Origin of the sequence: Ureibacillus chungkukjangi (assembly GCF_003217295.1) — a bacterium.
Taxonomy (GTDB): Bacteria; Bacillota; Bacilli; order Bacillales_A; family Planococcaceae; genus Ureibacillus; species Ureibacillus chungkukjangi.
The window spans coordinates 1-21,520 of the sequence record NZ_QJTJ01000037.1; the positions used below are offsets into that span (position 1 = coordinate 1).

The 21,520-nt window shown below is 36.8% G+C and carries 23 protein-coding genes; all 23 read left to right on the plus strand.

Annotation, left to right across the window (positions count from 1 at the left end):
* Positions 1–700: 700 nt before the first annotated feature.
* The 23 genes from der to BJ095_RS16900 all read left to right on the plus strand — a co-directional run bounded on the left by der (position 701) and on the right by BJ095_RS16900 (position 21,417).
* Positions 701–2,011, plus strand: a complete 1,311-nt coding sequence (der, locus tag BJ095_RS16790; RefSeq protein ID WP_107937198.1) for a ribosome biogenesis GTPase Der — start codon at positions 701–703, stop codon at positions 2,009–2,011.
* A gap of 22 nt (positions 2,012–2,033) precedes the next feature.
* Positions 2,034–3,044, plus strand: coding sequence for an NAD(P)H-dependent glycerol-3-phosphate dehydrogenase (locus BJ095_RS16795; RefSeq protein ID WP_107937196.1), 1,011 nt, complete (start codon positions 2,034–2,036; stop codon positions 3,042–3,044).
* 164 nt (positions 3,045–3,208) lie between these two features.
* Entirely contained in the window at positions 3,209–3,469 is a 261-nt protein-coding gene (locus BJ095_RS16800; RefSeq protein WP_235867704.1) for a DUF2768 domain-containing protein, read from the plus strand.
* 67 nt (positions 3,470–3,536) lie between these two features.
* Entirely contained in the window at positions 3,537–4,289 is a 753-nt protein-coding gene (locus BJ095_RS16805) for a hypothetical protein (protein WP_107937194.1), read from the plus strand.
* A 235-nt stretch (positions 4,290–4,524) separates the two neighbouring features.
* Positions 4,525–6,003 (plus strand): stage IV sporulation protein A, encoded by a 1,479-nt coding sequence (gene spoIVA, locus BJ095_RS16810; RefSeq protein WP_107937192.1) that lies wholly within the window; start codon positions 4,525–4,527, stop codon positions 6,001–6,003.
* Positions 6,004–6,406: 403 nt separating this feature from the next.
* Positions 6,407–6,679 carry an HU family DNA-binding protein gene (locus tag BJ095_RS16815; RefSeq protein WP_004232618.1) on the plus strand — a complete coding sequence of 91 codons (273 nt, stop codon included), beginning with the start codon at positions 6,407–6,409 and terminating at the stop codon, positions 6,677–6,679.
* Between the two features lie 214 nt (positions 6,680–6,893).
* Positions 6,894–7,463 (plus strand): GTP cyclohydrolase I FolE, encoded by a 570-nt coding sequence (gene folE, locus BJ095_RS16820; RefSeq protein ID WP_107937190.1) that lies wholly within the window; start codon positions 6,894–6,896, stop codon positions 7,461–7,463.
* 128 nt (positions 7,464–7,591) lie between these two features.
* The gene (mtrB, locus tag BJ095_RS16825) at positions 7,592–7,813 is read left to right on the plus strand and encodes a trp RNA-binding attenuation protein MtrB (protein ID WP_107937188.1); all 222 of its coding nucleotides are present in this window, start codon (positions 7,592–7,594) and stop codon (positions 7,811–7,813) included.
* A 131-nt stretch (positions 7,814–7,944) separates the two neighbouring features.
* The gene (locus BJ095_RS16830; RefSeq protein ID WP_107937186.1) at positions 7,945–8,703 is read left to right on the plus strand and encodes a heptaprenyl diphosphate synthase component 1; all 759 of its coding nucleotides are present in this window, start codon (positions 7,945–7,947) and stop codon (positions 8,701–8,703) included.
* A 66-nt stretch (positions 8,704–8,769) separates the two neighbouring features.
* The gene (locus tag BJ095_RS16835; protein WP_107937185.1) at positions 8,770–9,474 is read left to right on the plus strand and encodes a demethylmenaquinone methyltransferase; all 705 of its coding nucleotides are present in this window, start codon (positions 8,770–8,772) and stop codon (positions 9,472–9,474) included.
* A gap of 18 nt (positions 9,475–9,492) precedes the next feature.
* Positions 9,493–10,467, plus strand: coding sequence for a heptaprenyl diphosphate synthase component II (gene hepT, locus BJ095_RS16840; protein ID WP_107937183.1), 975 nt, complete (start codon positions 9,493–9,495; stop codon positions 10,465–10,467).
* Positions 10,468–10,578: 111 nt separating this feature from the next.
* On the plus strand, positions 10,579–10,995 hold the full coding sequence (gene ndk / locus BJ095_RS16845; RefSeq protein ID WP_107937181.1) for a nucleoside-diphosphate kinase: 417 nt from the start codon (positions 10,579–10,581) through the stop codon (positions 10,993–10,995).
* Positions 10,996–11,111: 116 nt separating this feature from the next.
* Positions 11,112–11,366 (plus strand): hypothetical protein, encoded by a 255-nt coding sequence (locus tag BJ095_RS16850; protein ID WP_107937179.1) that lies wholly within the window; start codon positions 11,112–11,114, stop codon positions 11,364–11,366.
* Positions 11,367–11,482: 116 nt separating this feature from the next.
* Positions 11,483–12,253, plus strand: coding sequence for a CheR family methyltransferase (locus tag BJ095_RS16855; protein ID WP_107937177.1), 771 nt, complete (start codon positions 11,483–11,485; stop codon positions 12,251–12,253).
* 249 nt (positions 12,254–12,502) lie between these two features.
* A complete protein-coding gene (gene aroC / locus BJ095_RS16860) occupies positions 12,503–13,684 on the plus strand; it encodes a chorismate synthase (RefSeq protein WP_107937175.1) in 1,182 nt (393 codons plus the stop codon).
* A gap of 2 nt (positions 13,685–13,686) precedes the next feature.
* Complete coding sequence (aroB, locus tag BJ095_RS16865) at positions 13,687–14,778, plus strand: 3-dehydroquinate synthase (protein WP_107937173.1); 1,092 nt, start codon at positions 13,687–13,689, stop codon at positions 14,776–14,778.
* Positions 14,775–15,149: a chorismate mutase gene (gene aroH, locus BJ095_RS16870; RefSeq protein ID WP_107937171.1), complete on the plus strand. Its 375-nt coding sequence runs from the start codon at positions 14,775–14,777 to the stop codon at positions 15,147–15,149. Before aroB ends, aroH begins: the two co-directional genes overlap by 4 nt.
* Before the next feature lie 16 nt (positions 15,150–15,165).
* The gene (gene hisC / locus BJ095_RS16875; protein ID WP_107937169.1) at positions 15,166–16,266 is read left to right on the plus strand and encodes a histidinol-phosphate transaminase; all 1,101 of its coding nucleotides are present in this window, start codon (positions 15,166–15,168) and stop codon (positions 16,264–16,266) included.
* Complete coding sequence (locus BJ095_RS16880) at positions 16,263–17,360, plus strand: prephenate dehydrogenase (protein WP_107937167.1); 1,098 nt, start codon at positions 16,263–16,265, stop codon at positions 17,358–17,360. The genes hisC and BJ095_RS16880 overlap by 4 nt, the downstream gene beginning before the upstream one ends.
* A gap of 35 nt (positions 17,361–17,395) precedes the next feature.
* Positions 17,396–18,694: a 3-phosphoshikimate 1-carboxyvinyltransferase gene (gene aroA / locus BJ095_RS16885; protein WP_107937165.1), complete on the plus strand. Its 1,299-nt coding sequence runs from the start codon at positions 17,396–17,398 to the stop codon at positions 18,692–18,694.
* A gap of 217 nt (positions 18,695–18,911) precedes the next feature.
* Complete coding sequence (locus BJ095_RS16890; RefSeq protein ID WP_107937163.1) at positions 18,912–20,168, plus strand: tetratricopeptide repeat protein; 1,257 nt, start codon at positions 18,912–18,914, stop codon at positions 20,166–20,168.
* A 16-nt stretch (positions 20,169–20,184) separates the two neighbouring features.
* On the plus strand, positions 20,185–20,742 hold the full coding sequence (locus tag BJ095_RS16895; RefSeq protein ID WP_107937161.1) for a ReoY family proteolytic degradation factor: 558 nt from the start codon (positions 20,185–20,187) through the stop codon (positions 20,740–20,742).
* A gap of 225 nt (positions 20,743–20,967) precedes the next feature.
* Positions 20,968–21,417 carry a YpiF family protein gene (locus tag BJ095_RS16900; protein ID WP_107937159.1) on the plus strand — a complete coding sequence of 150 codons (450 nt, stop codon included), beginning with the start codon at positions 20,968–20,970 and terminating at the stop codon, positions 21,415–21,417.
* Positions 21,418–21,520: the final 103 nt, after the last annotated feature.

The window sequence follows — 21,520 nt, forward strand, 5'->3', positions numbered from 1 at the left end:
AGTACACACTGTAATATAAATTGAAACGCCGTATACGAGATCCGTACGTACGGTGTTGTGAGAGGGGCGAGAACTTATTCTCCCTCTACTCGATTTAAGGAGGAGAGTTGACTGTCCTAGCAGTGAGCATAGGAGGATGAAACACATTGTAGAGTGAAAGTGAGCTTGTGATGCATTTCACGAGTGGAATGAAATTCATGGTGAAGTGAAAATTAGAGTGTGATGCAGTTCATAAGTGGAATGAAGTGCATGGTCAAAGAAAAATAAGAGTGTGATGCAATTCATAAGTGGGATGAAGTGCATGGTGAAAGAAAAATGAGAGTGTGATGCAGTTCATAAGTGGGATGAAGTGCATGAAGAAGTAAAAATAAGAGTGTGATGCATTCCAAAAGTGGAATGAACTGCATAGTGAAGTGAAAATGAGAGTATGAAGCATTTCATCAGCACAATGAACTGCACGAAGAAATGAAATCGAGCCTACAATGCATTTCACTAAAGCCCGCCTTCTAACCCCACACTCCATCATCCTCCAACCCAAATGACAACAACTACCAACTCCCATTTTTCAATAGATTCATATATTCGCCCCCCTCCATCACCCAACTTTTCCAAATAATAATTGCTTAGATATGAAACAATGATATAATTTGTATTTTCGTGTATAATACAAAAGATAAGAATTTGGAAGGATGAAGTACAGATGACAAAACCAGTAATCGCCATCGTAGGTCGTCCGAACGTTGGAAAATCCACAATATTTAACCGTATTGTTGGTGAACGCGTCTCAATCGTGGAAGATATTCCAGGAGTAACACGTGACCGTATTTATAGTTCGGCAGATTGGTTAACACATGAATTTAACATCATTGATACCGGTGGAATTGAAATAGGAGACGAACCTTTCTTAGAACAAATCCGCGGGCAAGCAGAAATTGCCATTCGAGAAGCCGATGTTATTATCTTTATGACAAATGGACGTGAAGGCGTTACATTAGCAGATGAACAAGTAGCAAAAATTTTATATAAAACAAAAAAACCTGTTGTTTTAGCAGTAAACAAAGTCGATAACCCAGACATGCGTGAGATGATTTATGACTTCTATGCTCTAGGCTTTGGAGAACCATTCCCGATTTCGGGTTCACATGGTCTAGGGCTTGGTGATTTACTTGATGAGTGTGCTAAGCATTTCCCTAAAGAAGATGAAGAACAGTATTCAGAGGATACGATTAAATTTAGCTTAATTGGACGTCCAAATGTTGGGAAATCATCATTAGTTAATGCATTTTTAGGGCAAGACCGTGTTATTGTTAGTGAAATAGCCGGAACTACACGCGATGCAATCGATACACCGTATTCATATGATGGACAAGAGTATGTCATCATTGATACAGCAGGGATGCGTAAAAAAGGGAAAGTGTATGAATCTACAGAAAAATATTCTGTGCTACGTGCATTAAGAGCCATTGAACGCTCTGATGTTGTTTTAGTTGTTTTAAACGGTGAAGAAGGTATCCAGGAACAGGATAAGAAAATTGCAGGCTATGCTCATGAAGCAGGGAAAGCAGTAATTGTCGTTGTAAATAAATGGGATGCCGTTGAAAAAGATGAAAAAACGATGAAACATTATACACAGCAAATTCGTGAACACTTCTTGTATTTACATTACGCACCGATTATTTTCGTATCGGCTAAAACAAAACAACGTGTTCATCAAATTTTAAGTATTGTACAAAAAGTTAGTGAGAATCATGCAATGCGTATTCAATCATCAATCCTTAATGAAGTAATTGAAGATTCAGTGGCACGTAATCCAGCACCATCAGACAACGGGAAACGTTTACGTATTTACTACACGACTCAGGTTGCAGTTAAGCCACCAACATTCGTTACTTTTGTAAATGATCCAGAATTAATGCATTTCTCTTATGAACGATTCCTTGAAAACCGAATTCGTGAAACCTTTGATTTTGAAGGTACACCTATTCGATTAATCGCTCGTGCACGCGACTAGTTGAATTTTAGGGGGAGAGAGTATGGAAAATGTTACGGTTTTAGGGGCAGGCTCCTGGGGAACAGCATTAGCACAGGTTTTAGCTGAGAATGGTCATCATACACTTGTTTGGACACATCGAGAAGAACAAGCAAATGAGATTAATACACAGCATAAAAATCAAAAATACCTTCCTGATACTACATTGGCACCAAATTTAAAGGCTACAAGTAATTTAGAAGAGGCCGTGCTTCATTCAGATATACTTGTTGTCGCTGTGCCAACTAAAGCTATACGTGAAGTATGTAGTACTATGGGGTCATTCCTTCAACAGAAAAAATTATTCGTTCATGTTTCTAAAGGTATTGAACCAGACTCGCTTATGCGTATTTCAGAAATGCTTACAGAAAGTCTATCGCCTGATGTAGTGGAAGAAATCGTTGTGCTTTCTGGTCCAAGCCATGCAGAAGAAGTGGTATTACATCATCCTACAACGATTACAGCTGCGTGCAGTAATCTGGAAGCAGCTGAAAGAGTGCAGGATTTATTTATGAATCAATACTTCCGAGTATATACAAATGACGATGTAGTGGGAGTAGAGCTAGGTGGGGCGTTAAAAAATGTTATCGCTTTGGCTGCGGGTATATCTGATGGCTTAGGCTATGGTGATAACGCCAAGGCTGCTCTAATTACTAGAGGCTTGGCTGAAATCACTCGTCTAGGTGTGAAAATGGGCGGAAATCCCTTTACCTTTGGTGGTTTAACCGGTATGGGAGATCTAATCGCCACATGTACAAGTGTTCACTCTCGAAACTGGAGAGCTGGAAATATGCTTGGAAAAGGCATGAAACTCGATGAAGTTCTTGAGCAAATTGGCATGGTAGTAGAAGGCGTACGCACTACAAAGGCTGCTTATCAACTATCTCAGGAATATGAAGTTCCAATGCCAATTACTAACGCTCTTTTTGAAATATTATTTACTGATAAAGAACCAAAAGTAGCAGTGGATGAATTAATGATCCGAATGAAAAAACGTGAAATTGATCTTTATTAGAGTGGAATTTTATAGTTATGAATGAGTATGTGGAGGTAATTCGTTACCTCCTCTTCTTGCGGTAGGAAAGTAAAACTTTTGAAGTGAATCCGCATAAGTAAAGACATCAACTCGTGCCTTATTATGGTGGAGTTGTGTTTTTCTATTGAAAGGAGGTTTACAGCTTGCAAAACTTGTTATCTTCTATGAATTATTTAACATTGCAATCGGCAAGGGGACCACTTGCGAGCATGCATGCTTTAGATGTTATGTGGGTATCTTTTTATTCGATTGGTGCAATGTTATTATCTGTATTGATTGTGGGACTCACAAGAAAATGGGTAAACAATGGATGTTTATCTCTTATATTACGATTAGTAGCTTTTGTCATTTTTGCTATCGGTTCCATTTTAATGGTGCTCGTAGTATTGACATGGCCGAACTAAAATTACATACATAGTCTATCTATTAATTGATGGCTGTTAGTGAAACAATCTATGAGGTGAGTAGAAAATGAAGAGAAAATGGAGCCTGTTTTTTGTACTAGCTCTAACTACAGTTTTATTATCAGGCTGTCTTTTCCCAGAAGAGCAGAAAGCAGAAAATCAGATACCTGATGACCTTCAGTTAGCCTCTGTTCAAAAGGCAGTGGAGGAATTCCAAGCTGATACAGGTGTACTTCCTATTAAAACGCGCGATATGGATACAGATCAGTTTATTAAATATCCAATCGATTTCGAGAAACTAATTCCTAAGTATTTAACAAATGCTCCTGCCAATTCTTTTGAAAAAGGTGGGTTATTCCAATATATTATTTGGGATCCAGAGGAAAATCCGACGGTAAAGCTAGTGGATTTACGTTCTGCTGAAAGAATTCGTGAATTGAATATCCGCTTTATGAGTACCTATTACCCTACTTTTAAGGACAAAATTGCTGATTACGTCTATTCAATCGACTTCGAAAAAATCGGGTATAAGGAGCCGTTAACCGTACAAAGCCCCTATTCAAATAATTTACTTCCTATTATTGTAACAACACAAGGGGAAATCTACATTGATTATTCAGTGGATTTAAATATTTTTATCAAAGAAAATAATTTAACGCCAGAAGCCGGAGAAGATATTCGTATGCTTTTAGTAGATGCTTATCCAGTCGTACCAGCTTATTCACTGCCTTATACAGTAGATGAAAATAATGAACCGATTTTTATGTATGACCCAACGGAAACCCAAGCTGAAGAACAAGCATCAACATCCAACAATTAGTTTGAAAATCGAATAAAAACTGAATATAAATTTAAGTGTTTAAAAAATATGTGATTTTACATATTTTTTAAACACTTTTTTCATATGTATAAGTAAGAATTCAGTTTGTACGATATATTTCTTCAATAAGCCAAAGATATCGAAAAATACTCCATATTTAAAAATTTTCGTACAAGGCGTTTTCATATTTGAAGAATGTCGTACATAGACTAAATTACGTAAAGGAGGAGCTACAATAGGCGAAGAAATCTTTCATCAAATAGCAGAAAGAACGAATGGGGACGTATATATCGGTGTTGTAGGGCCTGTTAGAGTTGGTAAGTCTACTTTTGTGAAGAAAATGATGGAGTCAGTTGTGCTCCCAAATATCGTGAACGAAGAAGATCGCAAAAGAGCACTGGACGAGCTGCCTCAAAGTTCACCGGGTCCTGTAATTATGACTGCTGAGCCAAAGTTTGTTCCTGCCCAGGGAACAGAGATTACGATTGGCGAAAGTGAAATTCCGTTCCGAATTCGTTTTGCAGACTGTGTAGGTTATGTAATTGACGGTGTAAGAGGCTACGAGGATGAGGATGGTCCAAAATACGTCCACACGCCATGGCACTCAGAGGCTATTCCTTTTGAGGAAGCTGCTAAAATTGGTACAGATAAAGTAATTCGCGATCATGCCAACATCGGTGTAGTTGTTACGACTGATGGTTCAGTTAATGGTATTAATCGTCATGCAGCAGCAGTTGCAGAGGAACAAATTGTTAGTCAACTAAAAGAAATTGGGAAACCGTTTGTTATTGTGTTGAACTGTCAAATGCCAACACACAATAACACAATGGCACTTCGTCATGAGTTACTAGAAAAATACGAGGTTCCAGTTATTCCGGTGGCAATTGATCAAATGAATACGAAGGATATGGAATACATTCTTCAAGAAGCGCTTTATGAATTCCCGATTGAAGATATTGAGGTTGAAAAGCCAGATTGGTTAGATGTATTAGAATATACACATCCATTGAATGTAACACTATCAGATGCGGTTGGTAACGTTTTAAATTCGGTAACGAAGATACGTGATGTTTCGCAAGCTGCGTCAGAGTTACGTGAGATTGATTTTGTAGATGAAAGTGAAATTGAAAGAGTAGATGCTGGTTTAGGTGTAGCAACAGTTCGTATTACCTTAAAAGCAGAAATCTATAAAGCGGTGTGCAATGAGTGGTTAGATGCGCCGATTGATACTAAGAAGGATTGGCTTCTATTTATAAAAGAAGCTGCTGAGGCTAAGCAAGCGCAAAAAAGATTCCGTGAAGCGATTGATGAAGCAAGCGATAATGGCTATGGAATTTCACTTCCTACATTGGAGGAATTCGAGCCGAGCGAACCAGAAATTATTAAACAAAATAACTTCTTTGGTGTTCGCATGAAAGCTAGTGCGCCTTCTTACCATATCATCCGTGTAGATATGGCTACAGAATTTGCACCTTTAATCGGTACAGAATTCTATGCGAATCAGCTGCTTAAAGATCTGCAGTATTCCTATAAGCATGATCGTGATCAGCTATGGCAAACACAATTATTTGGCACAACACTTCATGAGGTGCTTCAGGAGGGTATTCGTTATAAAATGAATGCTGTTCCTCCAAGTGCTAAGAAGAGAATGCGTCAAACAATTGAAAGAATGGTTAATGAAGGTGAACGTGGCTTAGTAACGTTTATTATTTAGTCATAATCTTAGCGAAGGCTCCTAGTTGAATCATTATGCACTTATATCTTTAGTTACATCTAGAAGTAACGTCAATATGAAGGGTAATTGAAAGGGTTAAAACCCCGATCAATTGCCTTTTTTGGTTGTTTATTGGCTGATTATTTAAAATATTTCACTCTCAAATCAACCTTAGGCAGATTACATTCTTGTGTATGTTTGATGTATAAAATGAATAAAATTGGTATAAATTAGAAACATATCTATACTTTTTGCAGGTGAAAAGTCCTGTTATTTATAATTTTATTAAAAAAACCGAATTATTATAGAAAAACATGGATAAATACAGTTGCGTAGGGATTTTCTATATGTTACTCTTTTTACATGATTTAGGTTCATGACCCTTTGAGAGGAGGTGAATGGTGTGAATAAAACAGAATTAGTAAACTCTGTTGCTGAAGCTGCAGGTCTTTCTAAGAAAGACGCTTCTAAAGCAGTTGAAGCTGTATTTGATACAATTCAAGATGCTCTTGCAAAGGGTGACAAAGTACAATTAATTGGTTTTGGTAACTTCGAAGTACGTGAACGTGCCGCTCGTAAAGGGCGTAACCCACAAACAGGTAAAGAAATCGAAATCGCTGCTAGCAAGGTACCTGCTTTTAAACCAGGTAAAGCTCTTAAAGATGCTGTAAAATAATATTAGCGTCTAGCAGTTACATAGAGCAGTCGTCATGGACAAGCATGATGACTGCTCTTTTTACTTGTTGAATTAACTGACGATTGGTAAACTTAAGTTTTTAATATATACATAACTTTTTAGATAGATGTAATATCCTATTTTGCGTAAAGGGTAAGGATGTGCTACGATTCAAATTGTGTAGCTCGGTACATCTTGTTTAGGAGGAAGAAAGATGTCGAAAGTAAATTTAGAAAAAATAGAAGAAGCAGTTAAAATGATTTTAGAAGCTGTAGGAGAAGATGTAGATCGTGAAGGACTGCTAGATACTCCAAAGCGTGTATCTAAAATGTATGCAGAAATGTTTAGCGGAATCAACCAAGATCCTAGAGAATTTTTTAGTACAGTTTTCCATGAAAATCATGATGAACTAGTATTAGTGAAAGATATACCGTTTTATTCAATGTGCGAGCATCACTTAGTTCCGTTTTACGGGAAAGCCCATGTAGCCTATTTGCCTCAAGGCGGACGTGTAGCAGGGTTAAGCAAGTTAGGTAGATGTGTCGAATCTGTAGCACGAAGACCCCAGTTACAAGAAAGAATTACCTCAACAGTAGCAGATACAATAATGGAGATGCTAGAGCCAATCGGTGTTTATGTAGTAATTGAAGCTGAGCATATGTGCATGACAATGCGCGGTTTGAAAAAACCGGGTGCTAAAACAATTACTTCAGTAGCTCGTGGAGTATATGCAGAAGATGAGGTTTTACGTAGAGAAGTTATTTCATTTATTCAAATGTCTTAAAACAATAGTTTTAATGTGATATGATGTACAAGGATATGTTTTAGCTTCTTTTTTTTAAAATGACACGGTCATTAGGCGAAAACATACGTTTTTTTTCGAGGAAATTGATTTTGAGGAGATAAGATAAGATGACTCAACCAGATTATATAATTATCGAAGCTCAAGAGGATGGCGTACATGTAATCGGTCTCACACGTGGCACTGATACTAAGTTTCATCACTCGGAAAAATTAGATACTGGGGAAGTAATGATTGCTCAATTTACAGAACATACCTCTGCGATGAAAATTAGAGGAAAAGCAAAAATTCATTCGTCCCATGGTATCGTTGAAAGTGCTTCGAAAAAATAAAGTACAAGAGTAACTAAATTTCTAAGAGTAGTTGTAGTACACAACATGTGTATTCAGCTTTATTGGTGAACCAAACGAAATAATGCAATGGGAGCCACCCATTGCACTTTAAGTAGAATGGAGTAATATCTATGGATGCAACATACATTCAACAATCAATAGAACAATTAAAAACAAATATTTTCATGCATGTTCGTCATAGAACTTTGACTCAATATACTGGATCACCAGTGCTCGATGAAAATCAATTGTTTTATTTACTATTACCATTTTTAAATGGAGAGAAATGGGATGAACAAAACGAAGTAAGTGCTATTACTGTAGGAATAGTCCACGCATCACTTAACGAACACGATAAAATTAGCGAAATGAATGCTACAAGCAAAGAACAGCAGCTTACCGTTCTTTCTGGAGATTATTATAGTGGCCGTTATTACGAAATACTTGCACATTCTGGTAATATCTCTTTAATTCGACAGCTTTCTGAAGGTATTGTAAATCGATGTGAACATCAAATTAAGCTATATGAATCATCGCAATACACAATCAGAGAGTGGTATCAAACTATTTCTGTCATTCAAACAGAGCTAATCAAAAGGTTTTATAATGTTTATCAATTTGAACAATATAGTTCAATAATGCATACGGGTTTATTACTTCTTCAATTGCAGAAGGAGCTAAAAAAACATGCAAGTGGTAATACATCAAATATATTTGTAAAAATGCAAGAAAGTGTTTCAGATCAAGAAAGTTCAATTGAGTTAATCATTCAAGGTGAAATAGATTCTCTCAAAAACTTGCTAAACGAATATCTTCAAACGTCTAATATTTTAAAGGACGATTTAAAGTTATACATACAGCAACAGGTTGCGTTTAATTTCATTCAGTAGAAAGCCTGCTTTTTCTAATTAGGCGCATTTCATTTAGAAATTAAACGTGGGAAAGGTAATGAAAAAATGGCTAAATCGAAAGAAGAGCACGTACATGAGGTTTTTGAGAGTATATCAGACAACTATGACAAAATGAACTCTGTTATTAGTTTTCAATTACATGTTAAGTGGCGCACCGATACAATGAAACGAATGGCTGTTAAGCCCGGCTCGAAATGTCTGGATGTATGCTGTGGAACTGCCGATTGGACAGTAGCACTTGCACAGGCAACGGGAGAAACAGGCGTTGTAAAAGGATTAGATTTCAGTAAAAACATGCTTAAGGTTGGAGAAAGCAAAGTTAAACCGTATCCACAGGTAGAATTGATTCACGGAAATGCCATGGAGCTTCCGTTTGAGGATAACACCTTCGACTATGTAACAATTGGTTTTGGTTTAAGAAATGTACCTGACTATTTGCAGGTTTTAAAGGAAATGAATCGTGTACTAAAACCAGGTGGAATGGCAGTATGTCTTGAGACATCACAGCCTGAAATTCCAGGATATAGACAGCTTTTCAAATTCTATTTTAAATTTATCATGCCGTTATTTGGTAAATTATTTGCCAAAAGCTTTAAAGAATATTCTTGGCTACAGGAGTCTGCAAATGATTTCCCAGGCATGAAAAAATTAGCAGCAATGTTTGAGGAAGCGAAATTTAAAAAGGTAACATATAAAGGATATAGTGGTGGGGCTGCCGCTATGCATATGGGCTTTAAAGAAGAAAACTAGGGGGAGAAGGTTTCGCATGTGGAAAAGATGAAGTTAAAATTACTCTACTCTGATTTGAAATCGGATATAGACATCATCGAAAAAGAGTTAGAAACTGCGTTAAACTCATCTTCGCACTTGATAAATGATGCCTCTCTCCATTTGTTACAGGCCGGCGGTAAACGAATTCGCCCTGTTTTTGTTCTAATAAGTGCAAAATTTGGGCAATATAATATCGATCAAATTAAAAATATTGCCGTACCGTTAGAGTTAATTCATATGGCATCTCTGGTACATGATGATGTTATTGATGATTCTGATTTGAGAAGAGGTAGACATACTGTAAAGGCTCAATGGAATAACCGAGTTGCTATGTACACTGGTGACTTTATTTTTGCACGAGCTTTAGAGTATGTAACATCTATCGAAAACGTAAAAGTTCATCAAATTTTAGCGAAGACAATGGTTGAAATTTGTAATGGCGAAGTTATTCAGATTGAAGATAAGTTTCGAGATAACCAAAATTTAAAGGATTATTTCCGCCGCATTAAGCGAAAAACGGCATTGCTAATCGAGTCAAGCTGCGAATTAGGTGCAGTCGTTGGTGGACTTGATGATAAGAATATAAGACATCTAAAACGTTTTGGTTATTTTGTTGGGATGAGCTATCAAATTGTGGATGATATTTTAGATTTCACTGCAACAGATAAAGAGCTTGGTAAACCTGCTGGTAGTGATTTGCTCCAGGGGAATATTACTTTGCCAATTTTATTATTAAAGGATCATCCAGTAATCCAAAGATTTATAGAAAAAGCTTCAAGTGGTGTTGTATCAGAAGAGGACCGTTTGGAAATGTTAAAGATTGTTCGTAATTCTGATGCGATTAAGCAAGCAATCACTTTAAGTAATCAATACTTAAGAAAAGCTTTAAAGGAAGTTGACGCATTACCAAATCATCAGATGAAAAGAAAGCTTAGAGACGTAGCTTTATTTATTGGAAAACGTAAATTCTAAGATTAATTTTCAAGCTTTAACTAGTAAATGTTGATGTATTACGCATCTTTTGGTAATATTTATCGGTAGGTGTAACACCTTATAGACAAACCTAAGGAGTGTTTTATAATTATGGCAGTAGAAAAAACTTTTTTAATGATTAAACCAGACGGAGTAAAACGTCAAGTAATCGGAGACGTTGTAAACCGTTTCGAGCGTCGTGGCTTCGAATTAAAAGGTGCTAAATTAATGGTAGCTACTCGTGAAATCGCAGAAGCTCACTATGCAGAGCATGCAGACAAGCCATTCTTTGGTGAATTAGTTGACTTCATCACTTCTGGTCCAGTATTCGCTATGGTATGGGAAGGCGAAAGCGCTATCTCATTAGCTCGTACTATGATGGGAGCTACAAAACCAGCTGATTCTCAACCAGGAACAATCCGTGGTGACTTTGCAACTACAATTTCTGAAAACATTATTCATGGTTCAGACTCTGCAGAATCTGCAGAACGCGAAATTAGCTTATGGTTCGCTGGAGAATTAGCTTAATTCTCTCTTTAACTTATATCACTCAAAATAACTATTGCATTATGCAATAGTTATTTTTTTAACTTAAATTACGGAATTTTCTGGAAGAAAGTTGTTGATTCTTGATATAATATGATATGGAGGTGATAGAATTGACAAGTGTTTTCATAGCAATAATTATATTTATTACAATCGTCTCACTTGCAGGAATATTATCAGACCATATAAATAAGCAATCAAAATTAAAATTAGAAGTATTAAAACAAGAGATTAAATTAGAAAAAATCAGGAATGAAGGTCATATCGCCGAAACAGAAAAGCTTCGATTAGAAATAGAACAAACGAGACAGCAGTTAACATTGGATCACCCAAAAGAGTTTAAGCTCGAGTGAAAATATTAGTAATTACTTTCTTTCCTATAGACATGAGGTTGAAATGATATATATTTCCCATTATCTATAATTCCTATATAATGAAAGTAGGATATAAAGAGGGGAAAGATTAGCAAATGTCAGATTATGAACAATTTATTGCTGGTATTAATAAAAAAACAGGTATAAATTTAGCTCTATATAAAGAAGCCCAAATGAAAAGACGTTTGACCTCTTTATACGAAAAAAAGGGCTATCGTAATTTTGTCGAATTTATGCAGGCGCTTGAAAAAGACCGTGATTTGATGAACGAGTTTTTAGACCGTATGACGATTAACGTTTCTGAGTTTTACCGAAATGGAAAACGTTGGGAGGTTTTACAAAATAAAATTTTCCCACAGCTTTTACAAGCTAATAAACGCTTGAAAATTTGGAGTGCAGCATGTTCAACAGGGGAAGAGCCTTATACAATTTCTATGGTGCTGTCGCATCATCTGCCACTTTCCCAAGTTCAAGTGCTAGCAACAGATCTTGATAAGAATGTTATCCAAAAAGCAAAACTAGGTTTATATCCAGAGCGTTCCCTTGCAGAGGTACCTACCGATGTAAAATCGAAATATTTTATTCAAGAAGGTTCTTTCTATAAAGTCAAAGATGAAATTAAAAGAACTGTTAATTACAAGGAGCACAATTTACTAAATGACCAATATGATTCGAATTATGATTTAATCGTTTGCCGAAATGTTATGATTTACTTTACAGAGGAAGCGAAGGATCAAATCTATCATAGCTTTAGTAAAGCACTGCGTCCTGGAGGGATATTATTTGTTGGTTCTACAGAACAGATCTTTAACCCTGCTCAATATGGCTTTGAAATTGAAGACACTTTCTTTTATCGAAAGAAGTAGTCAAAAACCAAATCATCTTCTAGTCTTCGCTTTTCGTATTGAACGAAAAGCGTATTTTACTATTATATGACCTTTTTTCATGTAACTTTGAACAGGATAAGGGAATTTTCCTTAATATGGTCTATAATAGGATTTCTGAATATTCGGTACTATTTTGAGGGATATTTAAAAAATTGAACTGTTTTTTGGTATATTATATGTTATATTAAAAAATACATACTTTAGCGAGTTGAAGGGAGAAAGTGTTTTATGCGTTACCTAACTGCAGGAGAGTCTCACGGGCCTCAATTAACTACAATTATCGAGGGGTTACCCTCCCTATTACCAATTACAGCAGAAACAATAAATTATGATTTAAAGAGACGTCAGGGTGGACATGGCCGTGGAAGAAGAATGCAAATTGAGACAGATACTGTTGAAATTGTAGGCGGTGTACGTCATGGGAAAACGTTAGGTTCCCCAGTTGCGTTAGTAGTAAAAAACGATGATTGGAAGCATTGGACTAAAATTATGGGTGCAGACCCACTTCCAGAAGATGTAGACCCAAACGAAATTAAGCGTCAAATCTCTCGACCGCGTCCAGGGCACGCAGATTTAGTAGGGGGCATGAAATATGGCCACAGAGACTTGCGTAACGTGCTAGAGCGCTCTAGTGCCCGTGAAACAACGGTACGTGTAGCAGTTGGATCGGTAGCAAAGGCTTTGTTAAGCGAGTTAGGAATTTCAATCGTATCTCATGTAACAGAAATTGCTGGCATTAAAGCTGACACAACAAAAATAGAAGGCAAAACAGTAAATGAGATTCGTGAAATTGTGGAAGAGGATCCTTGCTATTGTGTCGATCCTGAAGCTTCTAGCCAAATGGTACAAATGATTGATGATACGAAAAAGGCTGGGGATTCCATCGGTGGTGTCGTCGAAGTTATAGTTGAAGGTCTTCCAGCAGGAATCGGCTCTTATGTTCATTACGATCGAAAATTAGATGGCAGACTAGCTCAAGCTATGCTTTCTATTAATGCTTTTAAGGGTGTAGAATTTGGCATAGGTTTTGAAATGGCTCGTAGAAAAGGCTCAGAAGTACATGATGAGATTCTTTGGGATGAAGAAAATGGTTACACTCGTGCCACAAATCGCTTAGGTGGGCTTGAAGGCGGTATGTCTACAGGTATGCCAATTGTAGTGCGCGGTGTTATGAAACCAATCCCTACTTTATATAAACCATTACAAAGTGTAGATATTGAAACAAAAGAAGCTTTTAAGGCAAGTGTTGAACGCTCGGATAGCTGTGCAGTTCCAGCAGCATCAATTGTTGCGGAAAATGTTATTGCTTGGGAAGTAGCAAATGTACTTATCGAGCAATTCCACAGTGATCAATTACCACAGTTAAAAGCACAAATTGAAGAAATGCGAAAATACTCAAAGGAGTTTTAAAAATGAGAATTCCAGTGAACACAGCATCGCATCAGTATGAGGTTGTGATTGGGAACAACATTTTAACGAGTGCAATGGAATCCTTGCACCTTCACTTACCAAAAGAGGATAAAATCATCGTATTTACTGATGAAAATGTCTGGAAAGCTCATAAGAACTACTTTACTGAAAGCTTTCCATATCCTTTTGAAGTATTTGTGATGCCGGCTGGGGAAGAATGCAAAAGCTTTGATAACTATAAAGAGGCTAATTCATTCTTAATCGACAATAAATGCACACGTAAATCCCTTTTAATCGCCCTTGGTGGTGGAGCGGTCGGTGATTTATCAGGCTTTGTAGCAGCTACTTATATGAGGGGGATTCCTTTTATACAAGTACCGACGACAATTTTGGCACATGATTCAGCTGTAGGAGGCAAAACAGCCATAAACCATCCAGAAGGAAAGAATTTGATTGGTGCTTTTTATCAGCCTAAAGCAGTAATCTATGATACTCGCTTTTTAAGCACATTAAGTGAACGTGAGGTTCGTTCTGGAATGGCTGAGGTCATAAAGCATGCAATGATTTCGGATGAGATTTGGCTACAGGAATTATTGTCGATTCAATCTATAACAAGCATTGCTGATGAACAGCTTGCTTCATATCTAAAAGCTGGGATTGAAGTAAAGGCTAACATTGTAGCAGAAGACGAAACTGAGCAATCTGTTCGTAAATATTTGAACTTAGGTCATACATATGGACATGCCATTGAAGCGGCGGCAGGATATGGTGGACTTGCTCATGGAGAAGCAGTTGTAATCGGTCTGGTCTATGCGCTCATTTTGAGTGAACGCTATGGGAAAATCTCCCGTGAATTCACAAAATCATTTTTAAAATTTGCTTATAGCAATGGATACCCATTTGATGCAGTATCGAATTATTCATTTGATACGCTAGAACCATTTTTGGTTAAGGACAAAAAGGTTGAATATGGTCAATTGCAATTTGTCCTACTTAACACAATAGGGGAACCTTTTATTCAAACTATCGAAGTATCGGAATGTAGAGAAGTAGATTTAGAGTATCGTGCTTTACTTATGGAGGTATGTAAATGATTAGAGGAGTAAGAGGGGCAACAACAGTTACCGATGATATAGCTGAATTAATTTTAAATGAGACGGAAATTTTAGTGAAGGAAATCGCGACAGTAAATAATATTCAGCCAGAAGATATTATCTCAGTGCTTATTTCTACTACTACGGATATTAGTTCAGGATTCCCGGCTAAAGCAGTACGTTCCATTGAGGGATGGCAATATGTCCCGACGATGTGCACGCATGAAATGAGTGTCCCTAATGCTCTTCCGATGTGTATTCGTGTTTTACTGCATGTGAATACAGAGTTAAGTCAAAAAGACATACGACATGTCTATTTAAATGAGGCAGTATGTTTACGACCAGATTTAGTACAAGAGGCTAACAAGTAAGGAGACGACGTCCAACATGAAATGGAAACAACAAATAGTTGATATGAAAGCATACCAACCAGGTAAACCAATGGAAGAAGTGAAAAAAGAATTTGGATTAGAAGAAGTAGTAAAGCTTGCTTCAAATGAAAATCCATATGGTTTTTCGCCGAAAGTAAAAGCACTTTTAGCCAGTGATCATTCAGACCATGCAATTTATCCTGATGGCTATGCCCAAATATTACGAACAGCTGTTGCGAAGCATTTAAATGTAAACGAAACGCAATTACTATTTGGGAATGGGTCAGATGATTTAATCGCTATCGTGACACGTGCACTACTATATCCTGGAGTCAATACAGTTATGGCAACACCTTCATTCTCTCAATATCGCCACAATGCAGAGGTTGAAGGGGCAGAGGTAAGAGAAGTTCCACTTGCTAAAGGGAAGCACGATTTGGCTGCCATGTTAGATGAGATTGATGAAAATACGTCTGTTGTATGGGTTTGTAATCCAAATAACCCTACAGGTACGATAGTTAGCGATGCTGAGCTTCAAGATTTCCTAAAGAAAGTACCAAAAGAGGTTTTGGTTGTTTTAGATGAGGCTTATTATGAATATGTGAATTCACCTGATTATAAAGATACACTTTCCTATGTAAATGAATATCCGAACGTGATTATTTTACGCACTTTTTCTAAAGCTTATGGCCTTGCGTCATTCCGAGTGGGCTATGGAATTGCACAGGAGGAAGTCATTTCAAAATTAGACCCAGTACGAGCTCCCTTCAATAATACAATCCTAAGTCAAAAGGTTGCGACTGTTGCCTTAGCTGACCAAGCTTTCATCGAAGAATGCAAAGAAAAAAATGAAATCGGTAAAAAGCAATTTGAGCAGTTTTGTGAAAAGCATGGATTAAACTACTATCCTTCTCAAACAAACTTTATTTTGTTTGAGGTGAAAGCAGATAGTGATGTTGTGTTTAAAGAAATGATGCAGCGCGGCTTTATTATTCGCAGTGGGAATGCTTTAGGTATAAGCGACTATATTCGTGTCACAATTGGAACAGAAGAACAAAATGACAAGTTTTTATCATTGTTGGAGGAAGTTCTAGTGGACCAGGGAGTATTTGCATGACACGTAATGTCTTAGTAATAGGATTAGGACTTATAGGAGGTTCTATCGCTCTGTCATGTCAAAAAGCTCCTAACACGAAGATTTACGGCTTCGATTTATACGAAAAAACGCGCCAACAAGCACGTGAGCTTAGTATTGTTCATGAAGTGGTGGACGATGTGCTACAAGCTGCAAGTATTGCAGATGTCATCATTTTTGGAACACCTGTGAATGCGACCTTAGACTGGCTAGAAAAAATGAAGGAATGGCCACTAAAGGATAATGTAATTGTGACGGATACGGGAAGTACTAAAGGGTTAATAATGCAAAAGGGGAAAGAATTAAGCGAGAAGGGGATAGCTTTTATTGGCGGACATCCAATGGCAGGCTCTCACAAAAGTGGAGTTCAAGCTGCCAAAACCCATCTCTTTGAAAATGCCTATTATATCCTAACTCCCCTAGAGCATGAAAAAGAAGAGCGTATAAAAGAGCTTGAAGATTTACTCAAATTTACACTAGCCAAGATAGTGCGAATCGATGCTTCCAAACACGATCATATGACAGCGGTTGTTAGTCATTTCCCACATATTGTTGCAGCCTCGCTTGTGCATCAGTTAGATAGTGAACAACAAAGCTATCCGATGACAAGTATGCTTGCTGCTGGTGGGTTTCGGGATGTGACGAGAATTGCCTCATCGAATCCACTGATGTGGAAGGATATTGTTCTTCAAAATCGAGAGGAATTGCTAAACCAGTTAAATTCTTGGCAGGATGAAATGAACAGAGTAAAATCTATTCTTCTTAGTAGCGAAGAGGAAACAATTGAACAATATTTTGCTGCTGCAAAAGAAGTTCGTGATAAATTACCAATTAATACAGGTGCTTTTTATACAACGTACGATTTATATGTTGATATACCTGACTATCCGGGTGTGATTTCTGAGGTAACGGGTTATTTAGCTGAGGAGCAAATCAGTATTACGAATCTGCGTGTTGTAGAAGCTCGTGAGGATGTATTCGGTATTTTGGTAATTAGCTTCCAGAATGCTGATGACCGTGAAAATGCTCAGAAGTGTTTAAGCAAAAGAGCTAAATATGAATTGTATATGTCATAATACTTGTAAATGGTTATTTTGAAAGGAGCATAAAAATGTCTTCTACAACAAATTTAGATTATAAAAATGCGAGCCTAAAAGGAACAATAACTGTACCTGGCGACAAATCGATTTCTCATCGTTCGGTTATGTTTGGATCGATTGCACAAGGGAAGACAACAGTTAGTGGATTTCTTCTAGGTGAAGATTGTTTAAGCACAATTGATTGTTTTCGCAAGCTTGGTGTAGATATCCATGTTGAGGGAACCAATGTTACAATTTTGAGCCCAGGAATGGATAATTGGGAGGAACCCAAGGAAGTTTTATATACGGGGAATTCTGGTACTACAACAAGACTAATGCTGGGTATTCTATCTGGTTCAAATATACACACAGTAATGACTGGTGATGCTTCCATTGGTAAACGTCCAATGCGTCGAGTAACAGATCCTCTTCGATTAATGGGAGCAAAAATTGCTGGTAGAGAAAATGGGCAATTTACACCACTAGCTATTAAGGGGACTAAGGTGAAGGCTATAGATTATACAATGCCTGTAGCAAGTGCCCAAGTGAAATCTGCTATATTACTAGCTGGACTTCGTGCAGAAGGGACAACAATCGTCCGAGAAAAAGAAGTTTCTCGAGATCATACCGAGCGCATGCTTCAGCAATTTGGGGCAAAAGTCGAGGTGAAAAGTGGCGTAGTATCATTTGAAGGGGGACAACTGCTTCAAGCTACCCATGTTAATGTTCCAGGTGATATCTCTTCAGCGGCCTTTTTCTTAGTCGCAGGTGCTATTGTCCCAGAAAGTAGTATTGTTATGAAAAATGTTGGCGTAAATCCAACTCGTGCAGGGATTATTGAAGTGTTAGAGAAAATGGGTGCAGATCTGTTAATTGAAGTAGACGATGCCAATGCAGCAGAGCCAACTGCAAGCTTAACTATTCAAACATCAAAGCTAAAAGCAACGACAATTGAAGGGGATATAATCCCTCGTTTAATCGATGAGATTCCAATTATTGCACTTTTAGCTACGCAAGCTGAGGGTACAACAATAATACGTGATGCAGAAGAATTAAAAGTAAAAGAAACAGATCGGATAACTGCTGTTGTAACTGAGCTTCAAAAGCTTGGTGCTAATATTGAAGCGACTGAAGATGGAATGATTATTCATGGGTCAACAAAGCTTCACGGTGGGAATTTACAATCTTATGGTGATCATAGAATTGGGATGATGTCAGCAATAGCTGCATTAATTTCAAGTTCACCGATAGAAATCGATGACACAGATTGTATTGCTGTATCCTATCCTACCTTCTTTGACGACCTAAAAAAACTAATGAAAAATTCTTAAACATTGAAACTTTTATTTCGGATAAGAATATATAAAACCTTCCTTCTTCTCATAAGTAAAGCTAAGGCTAAAAGCTATAGTTCTTTTCGATTAGCCAAGATTCTAATAGAAAATAGTTGGGCCTCCCCGAATTTTAACGGGACAGGTCCTTTTTCTTGTTTCTATTAATTAAGTGAAGTAGCATAGTATTGACTAAACATAAAAAAGGTGAGTAAATTTGACAAATACAACCAATGATTTGATACAAGCAATCCAAGCTGGAGAATTACAGCAAATTAATAATTTATTAGAGGCATTTTTATTAAATGAACAAGCGGATGAACAATATGAAATTGCCGATTTGTTGATGCAATATGGTTTTTTAAATGAAGCAGATCGCATTTTTGAACATCTTCAATTTTTGTTTCCAGAGGAAGCTCAATTAGCAATAGACCGTGCATCGGTTTTAATAGAATTAGGTGAAGAGGATGAGGCGCTTCAATTATTAATGGGCATTGATTCAGAAGCTCCCGAATATCCTCAAAGCTTACTATTGCTAGCAGACTATTATCAAATGCAAGGTTTATATGAAGTGGCAGAACAACGTATTACAGAAGCGTTAGATATACTACCCAATGAGCCTTTATTACAATTTGCTAAAGCTGAGCTACTATTTGAAACAGGGCGCTTTACTGAAGCAGCTCGTATCTATGAAGAACTACATGCAAAAGAAAAAGAAATAGCAGGGGTTTTATTAGCTTCTAGGCTAGCAGAGGTATATCGTGCAGGTGGTGGGTATGAAACGGCCTTAGATTATTATATGGAAGCGTTAGAGGACTCTGTAACACCTGACTTACTGTTTGGATCAGCTTATGCTGCCTTTCAATCTGAGAAGTATGATTTAGCTACTAAACAACTAGAGGATTTAAAAGAATTAGATCAAGATTATTTCAGCGCTTATTTATTACTAGCAGAAAGTTATGCAATGTTAGAGGATAACAGAAGGGCGCTCAAAACAATTGAAGAAGGCATAAAGCGTGATGAGTATGAGAAGTCATTTTATTTATTTGCTGGGAAAATGGCATTGAAAAACAGTTTGCCAGATGAGGCAACAAATTATTTGCGACAAGCGATTGCACTTGATCCAGAATACATGGAAGCAATTTTAGTGCTGATGTCCATCTTCGCAAATCAGGAAAAATACGAGGAAATCATAGAATTGTATGAAAATTTAAAAAATAATGATTTCGACTGGAGCGCTTTATATCCCTTTGTTGCGGATGCTTATGCAAATAATGAGCAGTATGAACGTGCATGCGAAATTTATAAGCTAGCATATAATGATTTTAAAGACGAACCATCGTTTTTAGAAAAATATTGTTATTTCTTAATTGAAGAAGGAAAAAGAGAGGAAGCACGAAGTATCGTTAATCGTTTAATTGCTTTGGAGCCTACAGAGCAACAATGGTTGGATCTTCTCTACACTCTTGAATAAAAGGAGGGATAGCAAAGTGACTTCTTCCATTCCGATTATTGATAAAAAATCATTTGTTCGTTGGTTTCTTAAAAATTATCAATTAAAAAGAAGAGAATGTGTTTGGATACTGAATTATTTATTAAGTAACGATAACCTACTTGAGAACATTCATTTCGTAGAAGAAGCGCATTATTGTCCAAGAGCGATCGTAATGTCCTCTGTCGATTCAACTGGAGTACCGTTCAGATTTTACAAAGGAAATATTATGACAAGTGATGCTGAAAAGTCATTTCACGATTTACGATTACATCCAAACGAAAGCATGTATATCCAATTAAACTTCCCTAATATTCCACCGAGTCAGCAGTATTTAGCTGTTTTAGAGGAAAACCCATTCATGCCAAAGTATTTGCATATTAGTGAGAGGGATCGCCTTATCGCAGAGGAAATGTTAAATAATAGCTTATTAGCATTTCAAGAGGAGAAATTATTAAAAGAAATTGATGATGCCTTAGATAAGGGAGATAAAGAAAAATTTTATTCGCTATCTAATTTACTACAGACATTGAAACAAACTACCAAAAATGTTTAACAATATCTTCATATGAAAAAGTTGGACATTCAATAAGCGTGATAGATATTATGGGGAATATGTTCTAGTCTCATTCAGTCGAGATCATAGGCTGGATGGGATTTTTGATGTTTCCTTATTTTTACAAGCTATTATAATTACATAAAAGTGAATTTTAATAAAAATTAAACTGTTATTTTTATTTGTTTTTGGTAATAGTAAATATTGATGTATGGAGGAGAAGTAATGTTTTTTAATGTAAAAGATGTACAACAATTTCAAGCACAAAAGGATTTTATTGATACGGCGCTCGTACCACTGCTTTCACTAGATTTTAATGAGTCAAAAATCAAACAAAGCAGCTCTTCTGCTGAATTTTTAATGTCCCTTACAGCATTTGTAGAACAGCAGTTTAAGGGAAGATTAATGCTTGTCCCTCCATTTTCTTATACTGAACAAACAAAAAATGGTTTGGCAGTAAACTTATTAAAGGAAGACTTACAAAATGCTGGCTTTAAACATGTACTATTTATAACGTGTGATCATACTTGGACAAGCAATAACGAGCAATTAGAGGTTATTTGGTTACCAGCTATTCCTCTAGAGTCGATGGATTCAGGAGTTAAAAAAACAATACTAGAAGAACAATTGAAACAAATCATACCAAAATTAACTTCCAAATGGTTTCAAAGTTAGTAAATTGTTTCATTAAATGTTCACAAAGTTGTCGAAAGTATAGAAAGCCAATATTGACCAACCTATTTTCTTGATATATCATAGATATGTCCTAGTAATTACT

Bases quoted from the DNA above. Each gene is read 5' to 3' on its own strand.
- der (WP_107937198.1), top strand. From the start codon at position 701: ATGACAAAACCAGTAATCGCCATCGTAGGTCGTCCGAACGTTGGAAAA.
- BJ095_RS16795 (WP_107937196.1), top strand. From the start codon at position 2,034: ATGGAAAATGTTACGGTTTTAGGGGCAGGCTCCTGGGGAACAGCATTA.
- BJ095_RS16805 (WP_107937194.1), top strand. From the start codon at position 3,537: ATGAAGAGAAAATGGAGCCTGTTTTTTGTACTAGCTCTAACTACAGTT.
- folE (WP_107937190.1), top strand. From the start codon at position 6,894: ATGTCGAAAGTAAATTTAGAAAAAATAGAAGAAGCAGTTAAAATGATT.
- mtrB (WP_107937188.1), top strand. From the start codon at position 7,592: ATGACTCAACCAGATTATATAATTATCGAAGCTCAAGAGGATGGCGTA.
- BJ095_RS16830 (WP_107937186.1), top strand. From the start codon at position 7,945: ATGGATGCAACATACATTCAACAATCAATAGAACAATTAAAAACAAAT.
- BJ095_RS16835 (WP_107937185.1), top strand. From the start codon at position 8,770: ATGGCTAAATCGAAAGAAGAGCACGTACATGAGGTTTTTGAGAGTATA.
- ndk (WP_107937181.1), top strand. From the start codon at position 10,579: ATGGCAGTAGAAAAAACTTTTTTAATGATTAAACCAGACGGAGTAAAA.
- BJ095_RS16850 (WP_107937179.1), top strand. From the start codon at position 11,112: ATGGAGGTGATAGAATTGACAAGTGTTTTCATAGCAATAATTATATTT.
- BJ095_RS16855 (WP_107937177.1), top strand. From the start codon at position 11,483: ATGTCAGATTATGAACAATTTATTGCTGGTATTAATAAAAAAACAGGT.
- aroC (WP_107937175.1), top strand. From the start codon at position 12,503: ATGCGTTACCTAACTGCAGGAGAGTCTCACGGGCCTCAATTAACTACA.
- aroB (WP_107937173.1), top strand. From the start codon at position 13,687: ATGAGAATTCCAGTGAACACAGCATCGCATCAGTATGAGGTTGTGATT.
- aroH (WP_107937171.1), top strand. From the start codon at position 14,775: ATGATTAGAGGAGTAAGAGGGGCAACAACAGTTACCGATGATATAGCT.
- hisC (WP_107937169.1), top strand. From the start codon at position 15,166: ATGAAATGGAAACAACAAATAGTTGATATGAAAGCATACCAACCAGGT.
- BJ095_RS16880 (WP_107937167.1), top strand. From the start codon at position 16,263: ATGACACGTAATGTCTTAGTAATAGGATTAGGACTTATAGGAGGTTCT.
- aroA (WP_107937165.1), top strand. From the start codon at position 17,396: ATGTCTTCTACAACAAATTTAGATTATAAAAATGCGAGCCTAAAAGGA.
- BJ095_RS16900 (WP_107937159.1), top strand. From the start codon at position 20,968: ATGTTTTTTAATGTAAAAGATGTACAACAATTTCAAGCACAAAAGGAT.